The following is a 16,191-nucleotide window of genomic DNA, read 5'->3' on the forward strand; positions in this document are numbered from 1 at the left end:
GAAGAGCACCAAAAGGAAATGCCGGCATCCTCACGGATACCGGCATTTTTCTAGTCAGCGGCAAAGCAGGCCGATAAGCCGGATTCTGTGCACACGCCGCGCCGAAGCGCCGCGCGCGTGGCAGTCATTCCTCTAGACGCGCCATTACTGGCGCGCTCAAGCTTCCTACCCGCAGACGTGACGGGGGCCCCATCCTGCATCTCGAAGATGCTAGCCTGCCTACTTGGAATTGCTCCGGGTGGAGGTTACCGTGCCGGTCTGCCTCGCAGCAGCCGCGGTGCGCTCTTACCGCACCGTTTCACCCTTACCTGATCCCGGCTTGCGCCGGGCCATCGGCGGTTTGCTTTCTGTTGCCCTGTTCCGCGTGTTGCCACGGATGGCCGTTAGCCATCACCCTGCCCTATGGAGTCCGGACTTTCCTCGCCCTCGTTGGCCGAAGCCGCAGAGGCCGCGACTGCCTAGCCTGCTTTGCTGGCGGGATTTTAACATTAGTGGTGGCGACGGCTTTGAGCGGATGAAGCAGACGTGCGGCGATTTCGACATGCAGGAAGCCGATTGAGCGCGGCCTGGATCGATGATCGTGCGGTTTTTTGGGTTACCGGACCCGGCGCCCCGTGCGAAACACAGCGGGATCGTCATAGAAAGATGGCACTTCGTTTTCGGGCCACCAGCCGGGGATACCCAGCACCGGAAGCGGCGCGAACAGACGGCTCGTCAGTTCCTCGGTGGACAACAGAGCAGTGCTAATCGCCTCGTCGAGCCACGCATCACGCGATGCCCTCGGCCAGGAGAAATACTCGGCCGGGACGTCGACAATCCATGTGTGACCGGTACACGCCTTATATGGCGCGATCAGTTTCTCCAGCAGCGCGTGGCCAAAGCAACGCACCTCGCAACGCGTGCTCCACGCTGTGCGGTTGGCGACCAATAACGTTGACCAGTCGAAGCCGCGCAGTGCGCTGCTCAGCGCCGGGTCGGCGCATGCGAACAACAGCGCGTTCTCGTCGAACAAGGTCAGCGCGTCCCGCACGCCACCACGCGTCGGACCGACGCCCAGCGAATCTATCGCTGTGGACTGCCGCGTGTTCAGCGCCGCCTTGATCCGTGGAAACGCAAACCAGACCGACGCGTTGAAAAAATCATGCAGATTATGGCGAGTCGGCACGCAGCCGGTCGAAGCGATATGCGCCTCGTAAGCTGCGCCCGGTGGTAGGTCGTCCTGGGCGATGAACGCGAGCCGTTGACCGCGGCCCGTGGTCTGGCCGGACTGCTGCGCATCGACATTCATTTCCGCGAGCAGCGCGGCGTAGCTCATCAACGCTGCCTGCTGCCAGCGCACGCCACGTCCGGCAAACTGAGCGAACCACGGCAGCGACCAGTCGATATCGGCGAAGCCCGGTTTGCGGGCTTGCGCAGCCTCGTTGGCACCGGCGCGTGCAGATGCGGGTGCGGTCACCACCGTCCCCACCCCAGCCTTAAATCAACCGCCAACCAATCGGCTCCCCACCACGCAACGGCACAACCGGCGTATCGCCAACCGCCACCTCAGCCGGCAACGTCCATTGTTCACGGCGCAGCGTGACCTTCTCGCCGGCATGCGGCAAACCGTAGAAATCCGCGCCGAAAAAGCTCGCAAATCCTTCCAGCTTATCAAGCGCGCCAACCTGATCGAACGCTTCCGCATACAGCTCAAGCGCATGCAGCGCCGTATAGCATCCAGCACAGCCGCACGCATGTTCCTTCAGCCCCTTCGGATGCGGCGCGCTATCCGTGCCGAGGAAAAAGCGCGGATTACCCGACGTGGCCGCCTCAACCAGCGCCACGCGATGCGTCTCACGCTTGAGCACCGGCAGACAGTAGTAATGCGGACGAATACCGCCCTGGAAGATCGCGTTGCGGTTGTACAGCAGATGATGCGCGGTAATCGTCGCACCCAGCAGCCCCGGCGCCACGCCAGCCTCGCGGATGTAGTCCACCGCGTCTTTCGTCGTGATGTGCTCGAACACCACCTTCAGCGCCGGAAACGCACGGCGCAGCGGCGTCATCACCCGGTCGATAAACACCTTCTCGCGGTCAAACAGATCAATCGACGAATCCGTCACTTCGCCATGCACCAGCAGCGGCATGCCGGTTTCCTGCATGACTTCGAGCGTCTTCGCGCACTTCATGATGTCTGTCACGCCCGCATCCGAATTCGTTGTAGCACCCGCCGGATACAGCTTCACACCATGCACGAAGCCGCTTTCACGCGCGCGGCGAATCTCGTCGGGCGGAGTGTTGTCGGTGAGGTACAGCGTCATTAGCGGCTCGAACTTCACGCCGGCCGGAATTGCCGCGACGATGCGCTCGCGATAGGCCTGCGCCATCGCCGTGGTCGTCACGGGCGGCTTCAGGTTCGGCATGATGATCGCGCGGCCGAACTGGCGTGCGGTGTGCGGCAGGACCGCTGCCAGCATGGCGCCGTCGCGCACATGCAGATGCCAGTCGTCGGGACGGGCGAGCGTCAGGGAATCGGGGGAAGCGGAAGAGGCTAAGGAGGCAGTCATGGCGTGAAGTTGACCTGCCCGGCGCAACAGGATTGACGTGAACAAACCGCAAGTTACGGCCTATACATAGATCAATTTAGCTATTTGACGCGCCTGGCTCGGTGATATGCTTGGAAATCATCATTGTAACGGTTCACCCCGTTAAGACGCTCCGCTTCAGTACTATGTGCCAACTCCTCGGAATGAACTGCGCCGCGCCGACGGACGTTACGTTCTCGTTCACCGGCTTTGCCGCGCGCGGCGGCGTCACGGATCATCACGCGGACGGCTGGGGCATCGCCTTCTTCGAAGACAAGGCTTGCCGGCTCTTCATCGACCATCAATCGTCGGCCACCTCGCCGATCGCCGAGATGGTCAAGCGCTACCCGATCAAATCGAAGAACACCATCGCGCATATTCGCAAAGCGACGCAAGGCCATATCCAGCTGGAGAACTGCCACCCGTTCATGCGCGAACTGTGGGGCCGTCACTGGATCTTCGCGCACAACGGCGACCTGAATAACTATTCGCCGTTTCTGACCGGTGTCTACCAGCCGGTCGGCACCACCGACAGCGAACTCGCCTTCTGCGCGTTGCTGCAAGGATTGCGTAAGGCTTTCCCGAGCACCCAGCCTCCGCTCAACGAACTGTTTGAAGCGCTCGGCACGCTTACGCGCGAGATTACACAGTTCGGGGTATTTAACTTTTTGATGTCCAACGGACAGGCGTTGTTCGCGCATTGCTCGACCAACCTGCACTACATCGTGCGCCGCTGGCCGTTCTCAACCGCGCATCTGGTCGACGCGGACGTGTCGATCGATTTCGCCAAGTACACCACGCCGGAAGACCGCGTCGCGGTCATCGCCACCGCGCCACTGACCGACAACGAAGTGTGGACCGCGTTCAAGCCCGGCGATCTGCTGATGTTCCAGCACGGCGAAGTCGTGGGCCGCGTGAATGTGCCGGTACCGCTGTGTGTGCTCGAGAAGCTGCGCAATCCGGCGCTGGATGCGTCGGCTTCGGCCGCGATGGCGACTGCGTCCATCCATCCCACGCCATCGCTCGAATCCGTTACGCTCGACCTCGAAGCCGCGGACGACGCCGCAGCGTTCGAGTCCTGAACCAAACGAGCAGCCGTTTAACCGGCGCTCACGCTCAGCGCATCAGTGCAGGATCTTCGCCAGAAAATCCTTCGCCCGATCCGACTTCGGATTAGCAAAGAAGTCCTCCTTACGATCGTCTTCGACGATCAAGCCCTTGTCCATGAAGATCACGCGGTGCGCAACCTTCTTGGCGAAGCCCATTTCGTGCGTGACGCACATCATCGTCATGCCTTCCTGCGCAAGCTCGACCATCACGTCGAGCACTTCGTTGATCATCTCGGGGTCGAGCGCCGAGGTGGGTTCGTCGAACAACATCGCGATCGGGTCCATTGAGAGCGCGCGGGCAATCGCCACACGCTGCTGCTGACCGCCCGACAATTGCCCCGGAAACTTGTCCGCATGCGCGCGCAGTCCGACACGCTCCAGTAGCTTCAACGCCTTCGCGGCCGCTTCGTCCTTCGAGCGGCCCAGCACCTTGATCTGCGCGAGCGTCAGATTTTCTGTGATCGAGAGATGCGGGAACAGTTCGAAATGCTGGAACACCATGCCGACTTTCGCGCGCAGCTTCGACAGATTGGTCTTCTTGTCGCCGACCGATTGACCGTCAATGGTGATCTCGCCTTTCTGGAACGGTTCGAGGCCGTTGACCGTCTTGATCAGCGTCGACTTGCCCGAGCCCGACGGGCCGCACACCACCACCACTTCACCCTTTTTGACTTCCGTCGAGCAGTTGGTCAGTACCTGGAACTGACCGTACCACTTCGAAACGTCTTTGATAGAAATCATCTCGCAACCTTTTTCTGTAGACCTTTGACGAGGCTCGACGCGGTCCCACGGACCGCAGAATAACGCGCACCCGGGAACAGTACCATTTCGACATTCGTGCCGTCACGGTCGCCAATATTCGCCTTCGTAAGGAAAAGGCTGGGAGATGGCATCCCGGCACGGATGCCCGGCTAGTCGATAGGCTTGTCGTTCGGACTTTTGAAAAGCGCCCTGATGGCGTCGCTTTCGGGGAAGTTCAGGTTCAGGCCTTTGGGTGGAATCGGCGATTCGAACCACTTCTGGTAGATCTGGTCCGCCTCGCCCGAGGTCTCTATCTTCGCAATTGCTCCGTCCACCACTTTCTTGAACTCGGGGTCGTTCTTGCGCATCATGCAGCCGTACGCTTCTTCCGACTGCGGCGCGCCGAGGATCACGAATTCAGCTGGATGGCCCGACTTCGCGCGCTCACCGGCGAGCAGCGCGTCGTCCATCATGAACGCGGAAGCACGGCCGCTGGCGAGCGCCTGGAACGCCTCCTCGTGATCCTTCGCGCTGATGATGTTCATCCCCATGCCCTTGTCCTGGTTCATCCTGCGCAAGAGCCGCTCGGAGGTGGTGCCGGCCGTCGTCACAACCGTCTTGCCCTTGAGGTCCAGCCAGTCCTTGATGCCCGAATCCTTGCGGGTCATCAGGCGGGTTCCGATCACGAAGATGGTGTTTGAAAACGTGACCTGCTGCTCGCGTTCCATGTTGTTGGTGGTCGAGCCGCATTCGAGGTCGACGGTGCCGTTCTGCACCAGCGGGATGCGGTTTTGCGGCGTGACCGGAGTCAGTTTGGTCTTCAGGTCAGGCGTGTTGAGTTTCTGCTTGACCGCGTCCACGATCTTCATCATGAATTCGTGCGAGTAACCAATGACGTTCTGCTGTTCGTCGTAGTACGAAAACGGAATCGACGATTCGCGGTACCCGAGAGAAATAACGCCCGTGTCCTTGATCTTCTTTAATGTACCGGCCTCCTGAGCGTGCGCGCCCCCTGCGAACAGTCCGAGTGTCGCGACCAGCAGCGCAGCCTTCCTGACCTTCATAGGTGATCTCCTCTCGACCAGAGCTAGCGCTTTGAGCGCCTAGCTTACTCCGGTCCCCTGCAAAGCCCGGCAAGGAACCGTATCTGTTCAACTGTAATTGAATTGACACTATTCCTGTAGCACAAGGCATTACAGGGTACCTTGCCAGGCCCTTCGGGCGTACCCGGTTGCATGCGCCAGGGCAATGCATCAACAAAAAAACGGACGGCATCATTACGATGCCGCCCGTCGAGGAGACCCGCGGCCGTGTGCATCGGCCGCGTGACAGGGGAAAGGGATACTGTCCGATCAGGGATACAGGCCACGCAGTTCGCGTGCTTCGAGGATGCGCTTACAGGCGACGATAAACGCTGCCGTACGCACCGAAACCTTCTGCTCGCTCGACACTTGCCACACCGCGGCAAACGCTTCGCGCATCACGCGCTCGAGACGCTGGTTGATCTCGTCCTCGGTCCAGAAGAAGCTTGAGAAATCCTGCACCCATTCGAAGTACGACACGGTCACGCCACCGGCATTCGCCACCACGTCCGGGATCACGAGGATGCCCTTGTCATGCAGGATGTCGTCCGCCGCGGTGGTGGTCGGGCCGTTTGCACCTTCCACGACGATCTTCGTCCTGATCTTGCCGGCGTTCTCCTCGGTGATCTGGTTTTCCAAAGCGGCCGGGATCAGGATGTCCGACTCAACGGTCCAGAAATCTTCGTTCGCGATCGTGTCCGCTTCAGGGAAGCCACCCACGCCGCCATTCTTCGCCACGTACGCAAACAGCGCCACGGCGTCGATACCCGTCGATTTGAAGATCGTGCCCGTGTGATCCTGCACCGCCACGACCTTCGCGCCGGCTTCCTGGAACAGGCGTGCGGCGATGCCGCCCACATTACCGAAGCCCTGCACGGCGATGCGTGCGCCTTCAATATCGACACCGATACGGCGTGCCGCTTCCGCAGCGACCACGAACACACCCCGCCCAGTTGCTTCACGACGGCCCAGCGAACCACCGAGTGCGATCGGCTTGCCGGTCACGACGCCGGTGGCCGTTTGGCCCTGGTTCATGGAGTACGTGTCCATCATCCACGCCATGATCTGCTCGTTCGTGTTCACGTCCGGCGCGGGGATGTCGGTATTCGGTCCAATGATGATGCCGATTTCGCTGGTATAGCGGCGCGTGACGCGCTCGAGCTCACCACGCGAGAGCGTGCGCGGATCGACACGAATACCCCCCTTGGCGCCGCCGTACGGCACGTTCACAGCTGCGTTCTTGACCGACATCCACGCGGACAGTGCCATCACTTCCGACAGCGTCACGTCCTGGTGATAACGCACGCCACCCTTACCCGGACCGCGCGACACGTTGTGCTGCACGCGATAGCCTTCGAAGTGAGCCACGGTGCCGTTATCGAGTTCGATAGGGACGTCGACGATGAGAATGCGCTTCGGACGCTTGAGGGTTTCGAGCCAGCGCGACAGCGAGCCGAGATACGGTGCGACGCGGTCGACCTGGCGAAGATAGTTGCCCCAAGGGCCGAGGTTATCGCTATTCAGATAGGACGGGACGGATTGCAACGACGATGCGGACTGCGGTTGGGATGACATGAACGCTCCAAGCGTTTTGACCGAATGACGACATTGTCGAAAAACGCCAATTTGAAATCCAATGCCGTTTGATCATCCCGTTATGTCTTTCGTGCATAACGTTGAAATTCCGCAAAAACCTGTCGCGCAGAGCGTAACAATACGCCGTCGCAATGACGAGCGTCTCGCCGCACATAGCGCACGTGATGGGCTTGCGGCGAGCTTACACCGCGTCCTGAGCGAGTTCGCCGGTGACCGTGTCCCAGAGCTTGCGCGCCAGCACGTGACGCGCATCGTCGCCCTGCACCGCGAGCTTGTCGCGATACAGACGAATCTCCATGGTCAATGTGAACTGCCCTTCCACGGTGCCGCGCGTTGCACGGTCGAGGCGGATCAGCTTGCCCTCGGCAACTGCATCCTCCACCGCACTATGCGGCAAAAAGGCGATGCCGTGGCCAGCCAGCGCCATCGCCTTGAGTCCCTCGGCCATGTCGGTTTCGTAAAGACGGTCCAGCGACAGACGCGTCGGCGCATTGGCGATGATCACCTCCGTCATGCGGCCAAGGTACGCGTTCGGCGTGTACGACAGATACGGTGCCGGCTCGTCAGGTGTGCCCGGCAACGTGTAGCGCGGGCGACCCGCACGGCCCGGAGCGGAGAACGGACTGATCGGCTCGATGCCGAGCGTGAGCATGTCGTAACGCGCGGGGTCAAGCGCTACGGGATGGCTCGGATGATGGTAGCCCATCACCAGATCACAGCCGCCTTCCACCAGCGAGAGCACCGCGTCGTGCACGTTAAGCGCGCGCAGGCGGGTATGCACGGGGCCTAACTGCGCCTCGATGCGTTGCAGCCAGCGCGGAAAATACGTGAGCGAGAGCGTATGCGGCACCGCGAACTCGATCGTCGCAGCAGGCGTCGCCGTGTGTCCGCGCAACAGCGTACGTGCTTCGTGGAACTGCGAGAGCATCGCCAAGGCCTGCTCGTAGAACACCTGACCCGCGGCCGTGAGCCGCGTCGGATAAACCGAACGATCGATCAGTTCCGTTCCGAGCCACGCTTCGAGCGCCTGAATACGGCGTGAAAACGCGGGTTGCGTGACATGCCGCAACTCCGCAGAACGGCTAAAACTGCGGGTTTCCGCAAGCGAAACGAAGTCTTCGAGCCATTTCAGTTCCATGCGGAGCGTGCGGCCGGCAGGGGAGGAGAAGTCAGCATTCTAGCGGGGCGATGCCGGCGCCGCGACGTTTGACGCAATAGCCGGTGTTAGCGGCAATAGGCCGGCGAATCAGGAGCATGCCCGTCCGGTGGTAAAATTCCGGGTTCCCTCCGTTCCGATCTGCTCACCGAGCGCTCACGCCTCCATCATGTCCGACACCCGCCCCGATACCCTGTTCGCGCTCACCGCGCTCTCCCCGCTCGACGGCCGCTACGCGTCGAAAACCGAAGCCCTGCGCGAATGGCTTTCGGAAGCCGCGTTCATGCGCCATCGCGTGACGGTCGAAATCCATTGGCTGATCGCGCTGTCGCAGGCCGGTTTCGCTGAAGTGCCGCGCTTCTCGGCGGCGTCCGAGCAATTCCTGCTGCAACTGGCCGAGCGCTTCACCGCGCACGACGCCGCTCGCATCAAGGAAATCGAGCGCGTCACCAACCATGACGTGAAGGCCGTCGAATACTGGCTCAAGGAATCGGTGAAGGGTCAGCCGGAACTGGAACGCGCGAGCGAGTTCATCCACTTCGCCTGCACCTCGGAAGACATCAACAACACGTCGCACGGCCTGATGCTCGCGGGTGCGCGTGAGCACGTAATCGTGCCGGCGCTGCGTTCGGTGCACGCGCGTCTCGTCGCGCTCGCGCATGCGCAAGCCGCGCAACCGCTGCTGTCGCGCACGCACGGTCAACCAGCCAGCCCGACCACACTCGGCAAGGAAATCGCCAACGTTGCGGCGCGTCTCTCGCGCGCGATCGAACGTATCGAGAACGTTGAACTGCTCGGCAAGATGAACGGCGCGGTGGGCAACTTCAATGCGCATTTGTCCGCCTATCCTGAGTTCGACTGGGAAGCGTTTTCGCGCGAAGTGGTCGAGAAGCGTCTGAAACTTAAGTTCAATCCGTACACGATCCAGATCGAACCGCACGACTATATGGCCGAACTGTTCGACGCCGTCGCGCGCGCCAACACAATCCTGCTGGATCTGGACCGCGACGTGTGGGGCTATATCTCGCTCGGCTACTTCAAGCAACGTCTGAAGGCTGGCGAGATCGGTTCGTCGACGATGCCGCACAAGGTCAATCCGATCGACTTCGAAAACTCGGAAGGCAACCTCGGGCTGGCGAATGCAACGTTGCGGCATCTGGCAGACAAGCTGCCTATCTCGCGCTGGCAGCGCGATCTGACCGACTCGACCGTGTTGCGCAATATCGGCGTCGCGTTTGGCTACTCGCTGCTGGCGTATGACGCGTTGATCCGCGGTCTGGACAAGCTCGAAGTGAACCCCGCGCGTCTGAACGAAGATCTGGATAACTGCTGGGAAGTCCTGGCTGAGCCGGTGCAAACCGTAATGCGCCGTTACGGCATCGAGAATCCGTACGAGCAGCTGAAGGAACTCACGCGCGGCAAGGGTATTACGCGCGAGGCGCTGCAGACGTTTATTGGCGGGTTGAATATTCCTGCGGATGCGAAGGAACGCTTGCTGGCCATGACGCCGGCTTCGTATGTGGGCAAGGCGATTGAGCTGGCCAAGCGGATTGCTTAAGCTGGGCGGCAGTAATCGCTGCGGTTAGCGGCAGCGCCACAATTCGGAAAAATGCCGTTCAGTTAAACACTGAACGGCATTTTTGTTTTTGGAGTCGTAGGTAGCGCGAATTAGCGGCGATGGCACGATAACAAACATTAACAATTGACCCAGATGCAACCCTTACATTGACATCTTTTGACCACGGGGTTTCGTCATGGCAATTCCCTTGCATCTTTGGCTCAAGGACGACGGTGGCGCCGACATCAGAGGCTCAAGCCAGGTAGTGGGTCGCGAACACAGTATCGAGGTGCTGAGTTTGTCCCATGGTATGCATGCACCGGCGGACAGTTACACGGGCAAGCTAATGGGGGGACGCTCGCATCGACCGCTGATCATAGAAAAAGAAATCGATAAGTCCTCCCCGGTCCTATATCAGGCAGTCGCCCGGGGAATGACGTTGGCGTCAGCCGAACTAAAGTGGTACCGGGTCAATGAGGCGGGCTGCGAAGAAGAGTACTTCAACATGTTGATGCGCAACGTCAAGGTAGTTTCGGTTTCTCCTCGCGTACCCAACATAAAAGAACAGGCGAGCGCGCATCAAAATCACGTCGAGGTCGTCGAGTTCATGTACGAGGAAATTCAATGGTCCTATCTGGATGGGAACCTGATCTTCAAGGACGCCTGGAACCTGATTTGAGGAGCTTTGAATGCGTGCGGTCAGGTGTACATTTTATCTTAACGACCAGCGGACATCGTGGCTTCATTGTTCCGGAGCAGGCCCAATGGCGGCGTTTTCAGGGCAGAAGGACGGCCGAGACAATCCGGCATACGTCGACCGGGAAGATGTCGGACCGCTTCCCAAAGGGACCTACTATATCGTTGACCGAAAATCGGGCGGTCGTTTAGGATTTCTTTACGACCTTTGGGGCGAGTACGGCCTCGGCACAACGGACCACAAAAAATGGTTCATGCTATGGAACCCGAAGACAGGCGATTCAACGATGATAAATGGCATCAAGCGGGGCAACTTTCGATTGCATCCGATGGGATCGCGCCGCCTAAGCGAAGGCTGTATAACCGTTGTCGATCCTTCCGACTTCGATCGCCTCTCGCGCTACCTACGCTCGCACGCGCCGGATTTGCCAGTTCCCGGAGCGACGCTCAAGGCTTACGGAACCGTCGAGGTCCGATGAAAAAAATTCTTGTAAGACCGTTATTGGTTCTGGGAAATATCGCCGTAACGATTGCCGGCGCATTGGGCCTTGTGCGTTTTGTTGACACGTTACCGATGAACATGCCGTACGGAGTCGACATGTTCATCCGAGCAATACTGAGAATTTCCGGGCATACCGAACTGGCAAACCCCGACGACATGGAAGTACTCGCGCTACTTCTCTATCTGTTCGTGTCGTTGGTGCTCGTAGGAGCCGGCGTCTTGCTTTGCAACATTGCTTTGCGCCGGTACTTCATACGATCTTAACGAAGCTTCATCTGCTTCAAAACTTCATCCACGATCTCATCCGGCGTCAACTCGATACTCACCGTAATTGCCTCATCCGCACCCGGCTCTTCAAGCGTATCCAACTGGCTTTGCAGCAACGAAGGATCGAAGAAGTGTCCGGTGCGCGTCGCCAGACGCTCGTGCAGCACCTCGTATGAGCCCTTCAGATAGACAAACACCACGTCCTTATCACCACCTCCACGCAGAACGTCGCGATACGAACGCTTCAGCGACGAACACGTGAACACCGCCGTCTCCCCCGCCCGTTGCTTCTCTTCGATCGCCGCACGAATCGTCTTCAGCCAGGGCCAACGGTCTTCGTCCGTCAGCGGGATGCCTTTGTGCATCTTCTCCTTGTTGGCTGCGCTATGAAACGCGTCGCCATCGGTGAAGCTGCAGTGCAGACGCTCCGCCAGCATCTCGCCGATCCGCGTCTTGCCGGCGCCCGAGACGCCCATTCCGATCAGAATCATTCAATACTCCTTACAGGACCGTCGCGAGCGCGAAGGTCAACCCCAAACCCGTCAAGGAAATGATGGTTTCGAGCAGCGACCACGTCTTGAACGTCTGTCCCACCGTCATTCCAAAGTATTCCTTGATCAACCAGAATCCGCCGTCGTTGACGTGTGAAAAAATCAGCGAGCCCGAACCCGTCGCCAGCACCAGCAACTCCGGACGCACCTGCACGCCTCCCGCCGCCGCGATAGGCGCGACAATGCCGCAGGCCGTCGTCATGGCAACCGTAGCCGAACCTGTGGCAAGACGGATCAGCGCAGCCACGCACCAGGCAAACACCAGCGGCGACAGATGCGCCGCAGTCGCCGCATTGACGATTTCCTTCGAAATACCGCTATCCATCAGCACACGTCCGAAGCCACCGCCAGCACCGACGATCAGTGTAATGCCGGCGATCGGCGCCAGACACTCTCCGCAGAACTTCTGGATCTGCTCGCGATTGAAGCCGCGCTTCGCGCCGAACGTCCAGAAGCTGACGAGCACCGCGATCAGCAACGCCACATCCGAGTTGCCGACGAAATGCAGCAAGTCATTCGGCAAGGTCTTTGGGGCGAACACAAGGTCCGCCCAACTGCCGATCAACATCAGAATCACCGGCAGCAAAATCGTGAACAGCGTGATGCCAAAGCTCGGCAGCTCACGCTTCGTTGCCTTGTCGTCGCCAGCCGAGCCGAGAAATTGAGCAGCCAGAGGATTATGCTCGGGCAACTTGATGTAGCGGCTGACCAGCAGCGCGAACAGCGGCCCCGCGACAATCGCACAGGGCACACCCACGATCAGGCCAAACACGATCGTCTTGCCAATGTCCGCGTGATACGCCTGCACGGCGAGCATCGCGGCAGGGTGCGGCGGAATCAGCCCGTGCACGACGGACAAACCGGCGATCATCGGTAAACCGATCAGCAACAGCGACTTGCCGGTTCGCTTCGCGACGTTGAACGCAATCGGAATCAGCAGCACGAAGCCCACTTCAAAGAACACCGGCAAACCGACGATGATCGCCACGACCATCATCGCCCAGTGGATATGCTTTTCGCCGAACTTGTCAATCAACGTCGTCGCAATGCGTTCCGCCCCGCCGGATTCGGCCATCATCTTGCCGAGCATGGTGCCGAGTCCAACCACGATCGCAATGTGCCCGAGCGTGTTGCCGTTGCCGGTCTCGAACGACTTGACGATCGTGCCCATCGGCATGCCGGCCACAAGACCAAGCAGCAGCGACACGATGATCAGGACAAGGAACGGATAGACCTTGTAGCGCGTAATCAGCAGGATCAACGCGGCGATGGCGACCACCGCGTAAATCAGCAGCAAGCTGCCATGGCTAGCTCCCATGGAGCTCCTCCTTTTGCATTGTTGGTTCTAGTTGCAAACGCGGTGCAGACTTTCTCGCGCTGCCTGTCTCTACGCCTGACGTGAAACGGCAGTGTCACCGGTAATCACGTGGACGCCAATTTTACTGTCTGTTTGAGGATGAGCGCGCGGAAACTCTGCACGCGGATTAAAAAGAAGCCTCGCCGTCGCGGCCTTAACGGCTGCAGCGGCGAGGCTTCTTCGGATGCAGCCGGACTCTGACGTCACTCTCTGCTCCATCTACTGCTTACGTGGATGCTGGTGCTTGCTGTCCCACCTCCAGCATCATTCGGTTCGACTCAGTCCGAACTCAATGCGCCGGTGCAGCAAGTTCGCTTGCCGCACGGGCGAGACGCGTGACTTCATCCCAGTTCTGCGCCGCGAGTGCGGCCTTCGGCGTGAGCCAGGAGCCGCCCACGCACACAACGTTCGGCAGTGCGAGGAAATTGGGGGCGGTTTCAGCCGTAATCCCGCCGGTCGGACAGAACTTCAGGGCCGGGAACGGACCGTGGAAGGCCTGCAGCATCGGCACGCCACCGGCCTGTTGGGCCGGGAAGAATTTGACGATCTCATAGCCGAGTTCCAGCGCGACTATGATGTCGGACGGCGTCATCACGCCCGGCAGCAGCGGTAAGCCGGCATCCTGCGCAGCCTGGTGCATCTCCCTCGTGAGGCCCGGCGACACGCCGAACTGTGCGCCAGCCTTCTTGGCTTGCGCGCAGTGCTCCGGCCTCGTGATCGTGCCGACGCCGACGACGATGTCTTCCGCCAGATGGCTCGCGCGTTCGATGGCTTCCAGACCGGCCGCCGTACGCAGCGTGATCTCGAGCACCTTTACGCCACCAGCATGCAGTGCGCGCGACACGTTCTCGCCCTGTTCCGCCGAGTCGAACGCCAGCACCGGAATCACCGGGCCGAGACGCACGATGTCGCTTACTTTCTTTGCCGTCATAGTCAGACTCCTTGTTTCTGCAGTTCGTGGCTTGGGTGAACGCTTGCGTGAACTTCGCCCACCATCGGACCAAACACCGAAGCGCCCAGTTCCGCAGGCGCAGCGGCCGCACGGAAGACGCCAAACAGTTCGCGGCCGAAGCCGACTTCGTTTTCCGCCTGATGCTGCGGGACGGCCTCAGGCCGCGCCGCCCATTCGGCCGCATCGATTTCGACGTCGAGCACGCCCGCTTCAGCGTCGATCACCAGCATGTCGCCATCGCGCACCTTGCCGATCGGGCCTTCCAGCAGCGCTTCCGGCGACACGTGGATCACCGCCGGCACTTTGCCCGACGCACCCGACATGCGTCCATCGGTAACCAGCGCGACATGGAAACCCTGATCCTGCAACACGCCGAGCAGCGGCGTCAAACGATGCAGCTCGGGCATGCCGTTTGCACGAGCGCCCTGGAAGCGGACGACGGCCACGAAGTCGCGCTTCAGTTCGCCTTTATCGAAGGCTTCCTGCACCGCTTCCTGCGAATCGAACACGATGGCCGGCGCCTTCACCTTGCGATGCTGCGCCGCAACCGCCGAAATCTTGATGACGCCGCGGCCCAGCTTGCCCTGCATCAGCCGCAGACCGCCGTCAGCCTGGAACGGTTCCTTGATGCCGCGCAGCACAGCCGTTTCCTGGCTCTCCGTCACGCCCGGTACCCACGTCAGCTTGCCGTCGAGCAGCTTGGGCTCTTCCGTGTAGTGATGAAGCCCCTTGCCCGCCACGGTGTTGACGTCTTCGTGCAGCAAGCCCCCTTCCAGCAGATTGCGGACCAGGAACGCCACGCCGCCCGCCGCGTGGAAGTGATTCACGTCGGCCTTGCCGTTCGGATAGATCTTCGCCAGCAGCGGCACGTTTTGCGACAGTTGATCGAAGTCGTCCCAGTCGATCACGATGCCCGCCGCACGCGCAATCGCCACGAGGTGCAGCGTGTGATTGGTCGAACCACCCGTCGCCAGCAATGCAACGATGCCATTGACGATCGCCTTCTCGTCGACCACATGACCGATCGGCGTGTAATTGCCGCGTTCCACCGTCAGGTCGAGCACGCGACGCGCAGCTTGCGCCGTAAGTGCATCGCGCAGCGGCGTGTGCGGATGCACAAATGCCGAACCCGGCAGGTGCAGGCCCATCACTTCCATCAGCATCTGGTTGCTGTTGGCCGTGCCGTAGAACGTGCAGGTGCCGTGGCTGTGATACGCAGCGGCTTCCGCTTCGAGCAGCGCGCTGCGGTCACAATGACCGGTCGCGAACTGCTGGCGCACCTTCGCCTTGTCGTCGTTGCCCAGACCACTCGTCATCGGGCCAGCCGGCACGAAGATGGTCGGGATATGGCCAAACTGCAGCGCACCAATCAGCAGACCCGGCACGATCTTGTCGCAGATGCCGAGGCACAGCGCCGCGTCGAACATGTTGTGCGTGAGCGCGACCGCCGTGCTCATCGCAATCACTTCACGCGAGAACAGCGACAGTTCCATGCCCGCGTTGCCCTGCGTGACGCCATCGCACATGGCCGGCACACCGCCCGCGAATTGCGCCACGCCACCGTTTTCACGGGCGGCCTGCTTGATCAGATCGGGATAATTCTTGAAGGGCGCGTGGGCCGACAGCATCTCGTTGTACGACGACACGATGCCGATATTCGGCTCGCGGATCTGCTTGATCACGAGCTTGTCGTTACCCTCGAGGCCGGCAAAGCCGTGCGCGAGATTCGCGCAGGACAGCGCGCCACGCACCGGAAACTTGCCCTGGGCTTTATCGATGCGGGCCAGGTAGGCGTCGCGGGTAGGCTTGCTGCGTTCGATTACGCGTTGCGTAACCTTGAGCAATTGCGAATGCGGGGAAACCATCGAAGCTCCTTCGTCGCTGGCTGGGGCGAACATGCGCGGGGCCAGGTGGGGATCGCGGGGACGTCGGATTAGACCGACATCGAGAGTTTAGTAGAAAAACTACACGATCGCAATGCGTCTATCTTTCCATTTTCCATCGCCCGGAATTCCATGAAACGCCCACTACAAAGCCGTTCGACCAAAAACGCGAATCAC

At 60.4% G+C, this 16,191-nt stretch carries 15 protein-coding genes, 1 other RNA gene and 1 pseudogene; 5 read left to right on the forward strand and 12 right to left on the reverse strand.

The features are described 5' to 3' along the window. Nucleotides 1-58: 58 nt before the first annotated feature. The 3 genes from rnpB to pyrC all read right to left on the reverse strand — a co-directional run bounded on the left by rnpB (nt 59) and on the right by pyrC (nt 2,546). Nucleotides 59-470, reverse strand: an RNA gene (rnpB, locus tag P3T17_RS35935) — RNase P RNA component class A. Nucleotides 471-595: 125 nt separating this feature from the next. Next, nucleotides 596-1,456 (reverse strand): DUF3025 domain-containing protein, encoded by an 861-nt coding sequence (locus tag P3T17_RS35940; protein WP_429411683.1) that lies wholly within the window; start codon nt 1,454-1,456, stop codon nt 596-598. A gap of 19 nt (nt 1,457-1,475) precedes the next feature. Next, the gene (gene pyrC, locus P3T17_RS35945; RefSeq protein WP_429411685.1) at nt 1,476-2,546 is read right to left on the reverse strand and encodes a dihydroorotase; all 1,071 of its coding nucleotides are present in this window, start codon (nt 2,544-2,546) and stop codon (nt 1,476-1,478) included. Between the two features lie 164 nt (nt 2,547-2,710). Here pyrC and P3T17_RS35950 point away from each other — a divergent pair, with 164 nt between their 5' ends. Beyond that, nucleotides 2,711-3,646, forward strand: coding sequence for a class II glutamine amidotransferase (locus tag P3T17_RS35950; RefSeq protein WP_429411687.1), 936 nt, complete (start codon nt 2,711-2,713; stop codon nt 3,644-3,646). A gap of 42 nt (nt 3,647-3,688) precedes the next feature. On the opposite strand, the gene P3T17_RS35955 is transcribed toward P3T17_RS35950, so the two are convergent. The 5 genes and pseudogenes from P3T17_RS35955 to P3T17_RS35975 all read right to left on the reverse strand — a co-directional run bounded on the left by P3T17_RS35955 (nt 3,689) and on the right by P3T17_RS35975 (nt 8,230). Beyond that, nucleotides 3,689-4,414, reverse strand: a complete 726-nt coding sequence (locus P3T17_RS35955) for an amino acid ABC transporter ATP-binding protein (protein ID WP_074262456.1) — start codon at nt 4,412-4,414, stop codon at nt 3,689-3,691. After that, nucleotides 4,411-4,548 (reverse strand): annotated as a pseudogene (locus tag P3T17_RS35960) (amino acid ABC transporter permease); the annotation flags it as partial. The pseudogene P3T17_RS35960 and the gene P3T17_RS35955, both read right to left, overlap by 4 nt. Nucleotides 4,549-4,584: 36 nt before the next feature. After that, nucleotides 4,585-5,478: a glutamate/aspartate ABC transporter substrate-binding protein gene (locus tag P3T17_RS35965; RefSeq protein ID WP_074262457.1), complete on the reverse strand. Its 894-nt coding sequence runs from the start codon at nt 5,476-5,478 to the stop codon at nt 4,585-4,587. Nucleotides 5,479-5,766: 288 nt separating this feature from the next. Further along, nucleotides 5,767-7,071, reverse strand: a complete 1,305-nt coding sequence (locus P3T17_RS35970) for a Glu/Leu/Phe/Val family dehydrogenase (RefSeq protein ID WP_429411689.1) — start codon at nt 7,069-7,071, stop codon at nt 5,767-5,769. Between the two features lie 202 nt (nt 7,072-7,273). Next, nucleotides 7,274-8,230 (reverse strand): LysR family transcriptional regulator, encoded by a 957-nt coding sequence (locus P3T17_RS35975; RefSeq protein ID WP_429286599.1) that lies wholly within the window; start codon nt 8,228-8,230, stop codon nt 7,274-7,276. A gap of 187 nt (nt 8,231-8,417) precedes the next feature. Here P3T17_RS35975 and purB point away from each other — a divergent pair, with 187 nt between their 5' ends. The 4 genes from purB (at nt 8,418) to P3T17_RS35995 (ending at nt 11,268) form a co-directional block, all read left to right on the forward strand. Then, nucleotides 8,418-9,806: an adenylosuccinate lyase gene (purB, locus tag P3T17_RS35980; RefSeq protein WP_429411691.1), complete on the forward strand. Its 1,389-nt coding sequence runs from the start codon at nt 8,418-8,420 to the stop codon at nt 9,804-9,806. A gap of 196 nt (nt 9,807-10,002) precedes the next feature. After that, nucleotides 10,003-10,485 carry a type VI secretion system tube protein TssD gene (gene tssD / locus P3T17_RS35985; RefSeq protein WP_429411693.1) on the forward strand — a complete coding sequence of 161 codons (483 nt, stop codon included), beginning with the start codon at nt 10,003-10,005 and terminating at the stop codon, nt 10,483-10,485. A gap of 10 nt (nt 10,486-10,495) precedes the next feature. Then, nucleotides 10,496-10,981 carry a DUF2778 domain-containing protein gene (locus P3T17_RS35990; protein ID WP_429411695.1) on the forward strand — a complete coding sequence of 162 codons (486 nt, stop codon included), beginning with the start codon at nt 10,496-10,498 and terminating at the stop codon, nt 10,979-10,981. Next, complete coding sequence (locus P3T17_RS35995) at nt 10,978-11,268, forward strand: hypothetical protein (protein WP_429411697.1); 291 nt, start codon at nt 10,978-10,980, stop codon at nt 11,266-11,268. Before P3T17_RS35990 ends, P3T17_RS35995 begins: the two co-directional genes overlap by 4 nt. Here the strand turns inward: P3T17_RS35995 and P3T17_RS36000 are convergent. From P3T17_RS36000 to edd, 4 genes are all read right to left on the reverse strand, one after another. Beyond that, on the reverse strand, nt 11,265-11,762 hold the full coding sequence (locus P3T17_RS36000) for a gluconokinase (RefSeq protein ID WP_074262463.1): 498 nt from the start codon (nt 11,760-11,762) through the stop codon (nt 11,265-11,267). The two genes, P3T17_RS35995 and P3T17_RS36000, sit on opposite strands and share 4 nt — an antisense overlap. A gap of 10 nt (nt 11,763-11,772) precedes the next feature. After that, entirely contained in the window at nt 11,773-13,140 is a 1,368-nt protein-coding gene (locus P3T17_RS36005; RefSeq protein WP_429411699.1) for a GntP family permease, read from the reverse strand. 328 nt (nt 13,141-13,468) lie between these two features. Continuing rightward, on the reverse strand, nt 13,469-14,110 hold the full coding sequence (gene eda / locus P3T17_RS36010) for a bifunctional 4-hydroxy-2-oxoglutarate aldolase/2-dehydro-3-deoxy-phosphogluconate aldolase (RefSeq protein WP_074262465.1): 642 nt from the start codon (nt 14,108-14,110) through the stop codon (nt 13,469-13,471). Between the two features lie 2 nt (nt 14,111-14,112). After that, nucleotides 14,113-15,996, reverse strand: a complete 1,884-nt coding sequence (edd, locus tag P3T17_RS36015) for a phosphogluconate dehydratase (RefSeq protein ID WP_429411701.1) — start codon at nt 15,994-15,996, stop codon at nt 14,113-14,115. Between the last annotated feature and the right edge of the window lie 195 nt (nt 15,997-16,191).

This window comes from Paraburkholderia sp. GAS82 (genome assembly GCF_050436285.1).
Lineage (GTDB): Bacteria > Pseudomonadota > Gammaproteobacteria > Burkholderiales > Burkholderiaceae > Paraburkholderia > Paraburkholderia phenazinium_B.

What these genes read in the sequence shown, in the direction of transcription:
- edd (WP_429411701.1), bottom strand. Translation starts at nt 15,996, where the DNA reads ATGGTTTCCCCGCATTCGCAATTGCTCAAGGTTACGCAACGCGTAATC.
- P3T17_RS35955 (WP_074262456.1), bottom strand. Translation starts at nt 4,414, where the DNA reads ATGATTTCTATCAAAGACGTTTCGAAGTGGTACGGTCAGTTCCAGGTA.
- P3T17_RS35975 (WP_429286599.1), bottom strand. Translation starts at nt 8,230, where the DNA reads ATGGAACTGAAATGGCTCGAAGACTTCGTTTCGCTTGCGGAAACCCGC.
- P3T17_RS36005 (WP_429411699.1), bottom strand. Translation starts at nt 13,140, where the DNA reads ATGGGAGCTAGCCATGGCAGCTTGCTGCTGATTTACGCGGTGGTCGCC.
- pyrC (WP_429411685.1), bottom strand. Translation starts at nt 2,546, where the DNA reads ATGACTGCCTCCTTAGCCTCTTCCGCTTCCCCCGATTCCCTGACGCTC.
- P3T17_RS35970 (WP_429411689.1), bottom strand. Translation starts at nt 7,071, where the DNA reads ATGTCATCCCAACCGCAGTCCGCATCGTCGTTGCAATCCGTCCCGTCC.
- P3T17_RS35950 (WP_429411687.1), top strand. Translation starts at nt 2,711, where the DNA reads ATGTGCCAACTCCTCGGAATGAACTGCGCCGCGCCGACGGACGTTACG.
- P3T17_RS35965 (WP_074262457.1), bottom strand. Translation starts at nt 5,478, where the DNA reads ATGAAGGTCAGGAAGGCTGCGCTGCTGGTCGCGACACTCGGACTGTTC.
- P3T17_RS36000 (WP_074262463.1), bottom strand. Translation starts at nt 11,762, where the DNA reads ATGATTCTGATCGGAATGGGCGTCTCGGGCGCCGGCAAGACGCGGATC.
- purB (WP_429411691.1), top strand. Translation starts at nt 8,418, where the DNA reads ATGTCCGACACCCGCCCCGATACCCTGTTCGCGCTCACCGCGCTCTCC.
- eda (WP_074262465.1), bottom strand. Translation starts at nt 14,110, where the DNA reads ATGACGGCAAAGAAAGTAAGCGACATCGTGCGTCTCGGCCCGGTGATT.
- P3T17_RS35990 (WP_429411695.1), top strand. Translation starts at nt 10,496, where the DNA reads ATGCGTGCGGTCAGGTGTACATTTTATCTTAACGACCAGCGGACATCG.
- tssD (WP_429411693.1), top strand. Translation starts at nt 10,003, where the DNA reads ATGGCAATTCCCTTGCATCTTTGGCTCAAGGACGACGGTGGCGCCGAC.
- P3T17_RS35995 (WP_429411697.1), top strand. Translation starts at nt 10,978, where the DNA reads ATGAAAAAAATTCTTGTAAGACCGTTATTGGTTCTGGGAAATATCGCC.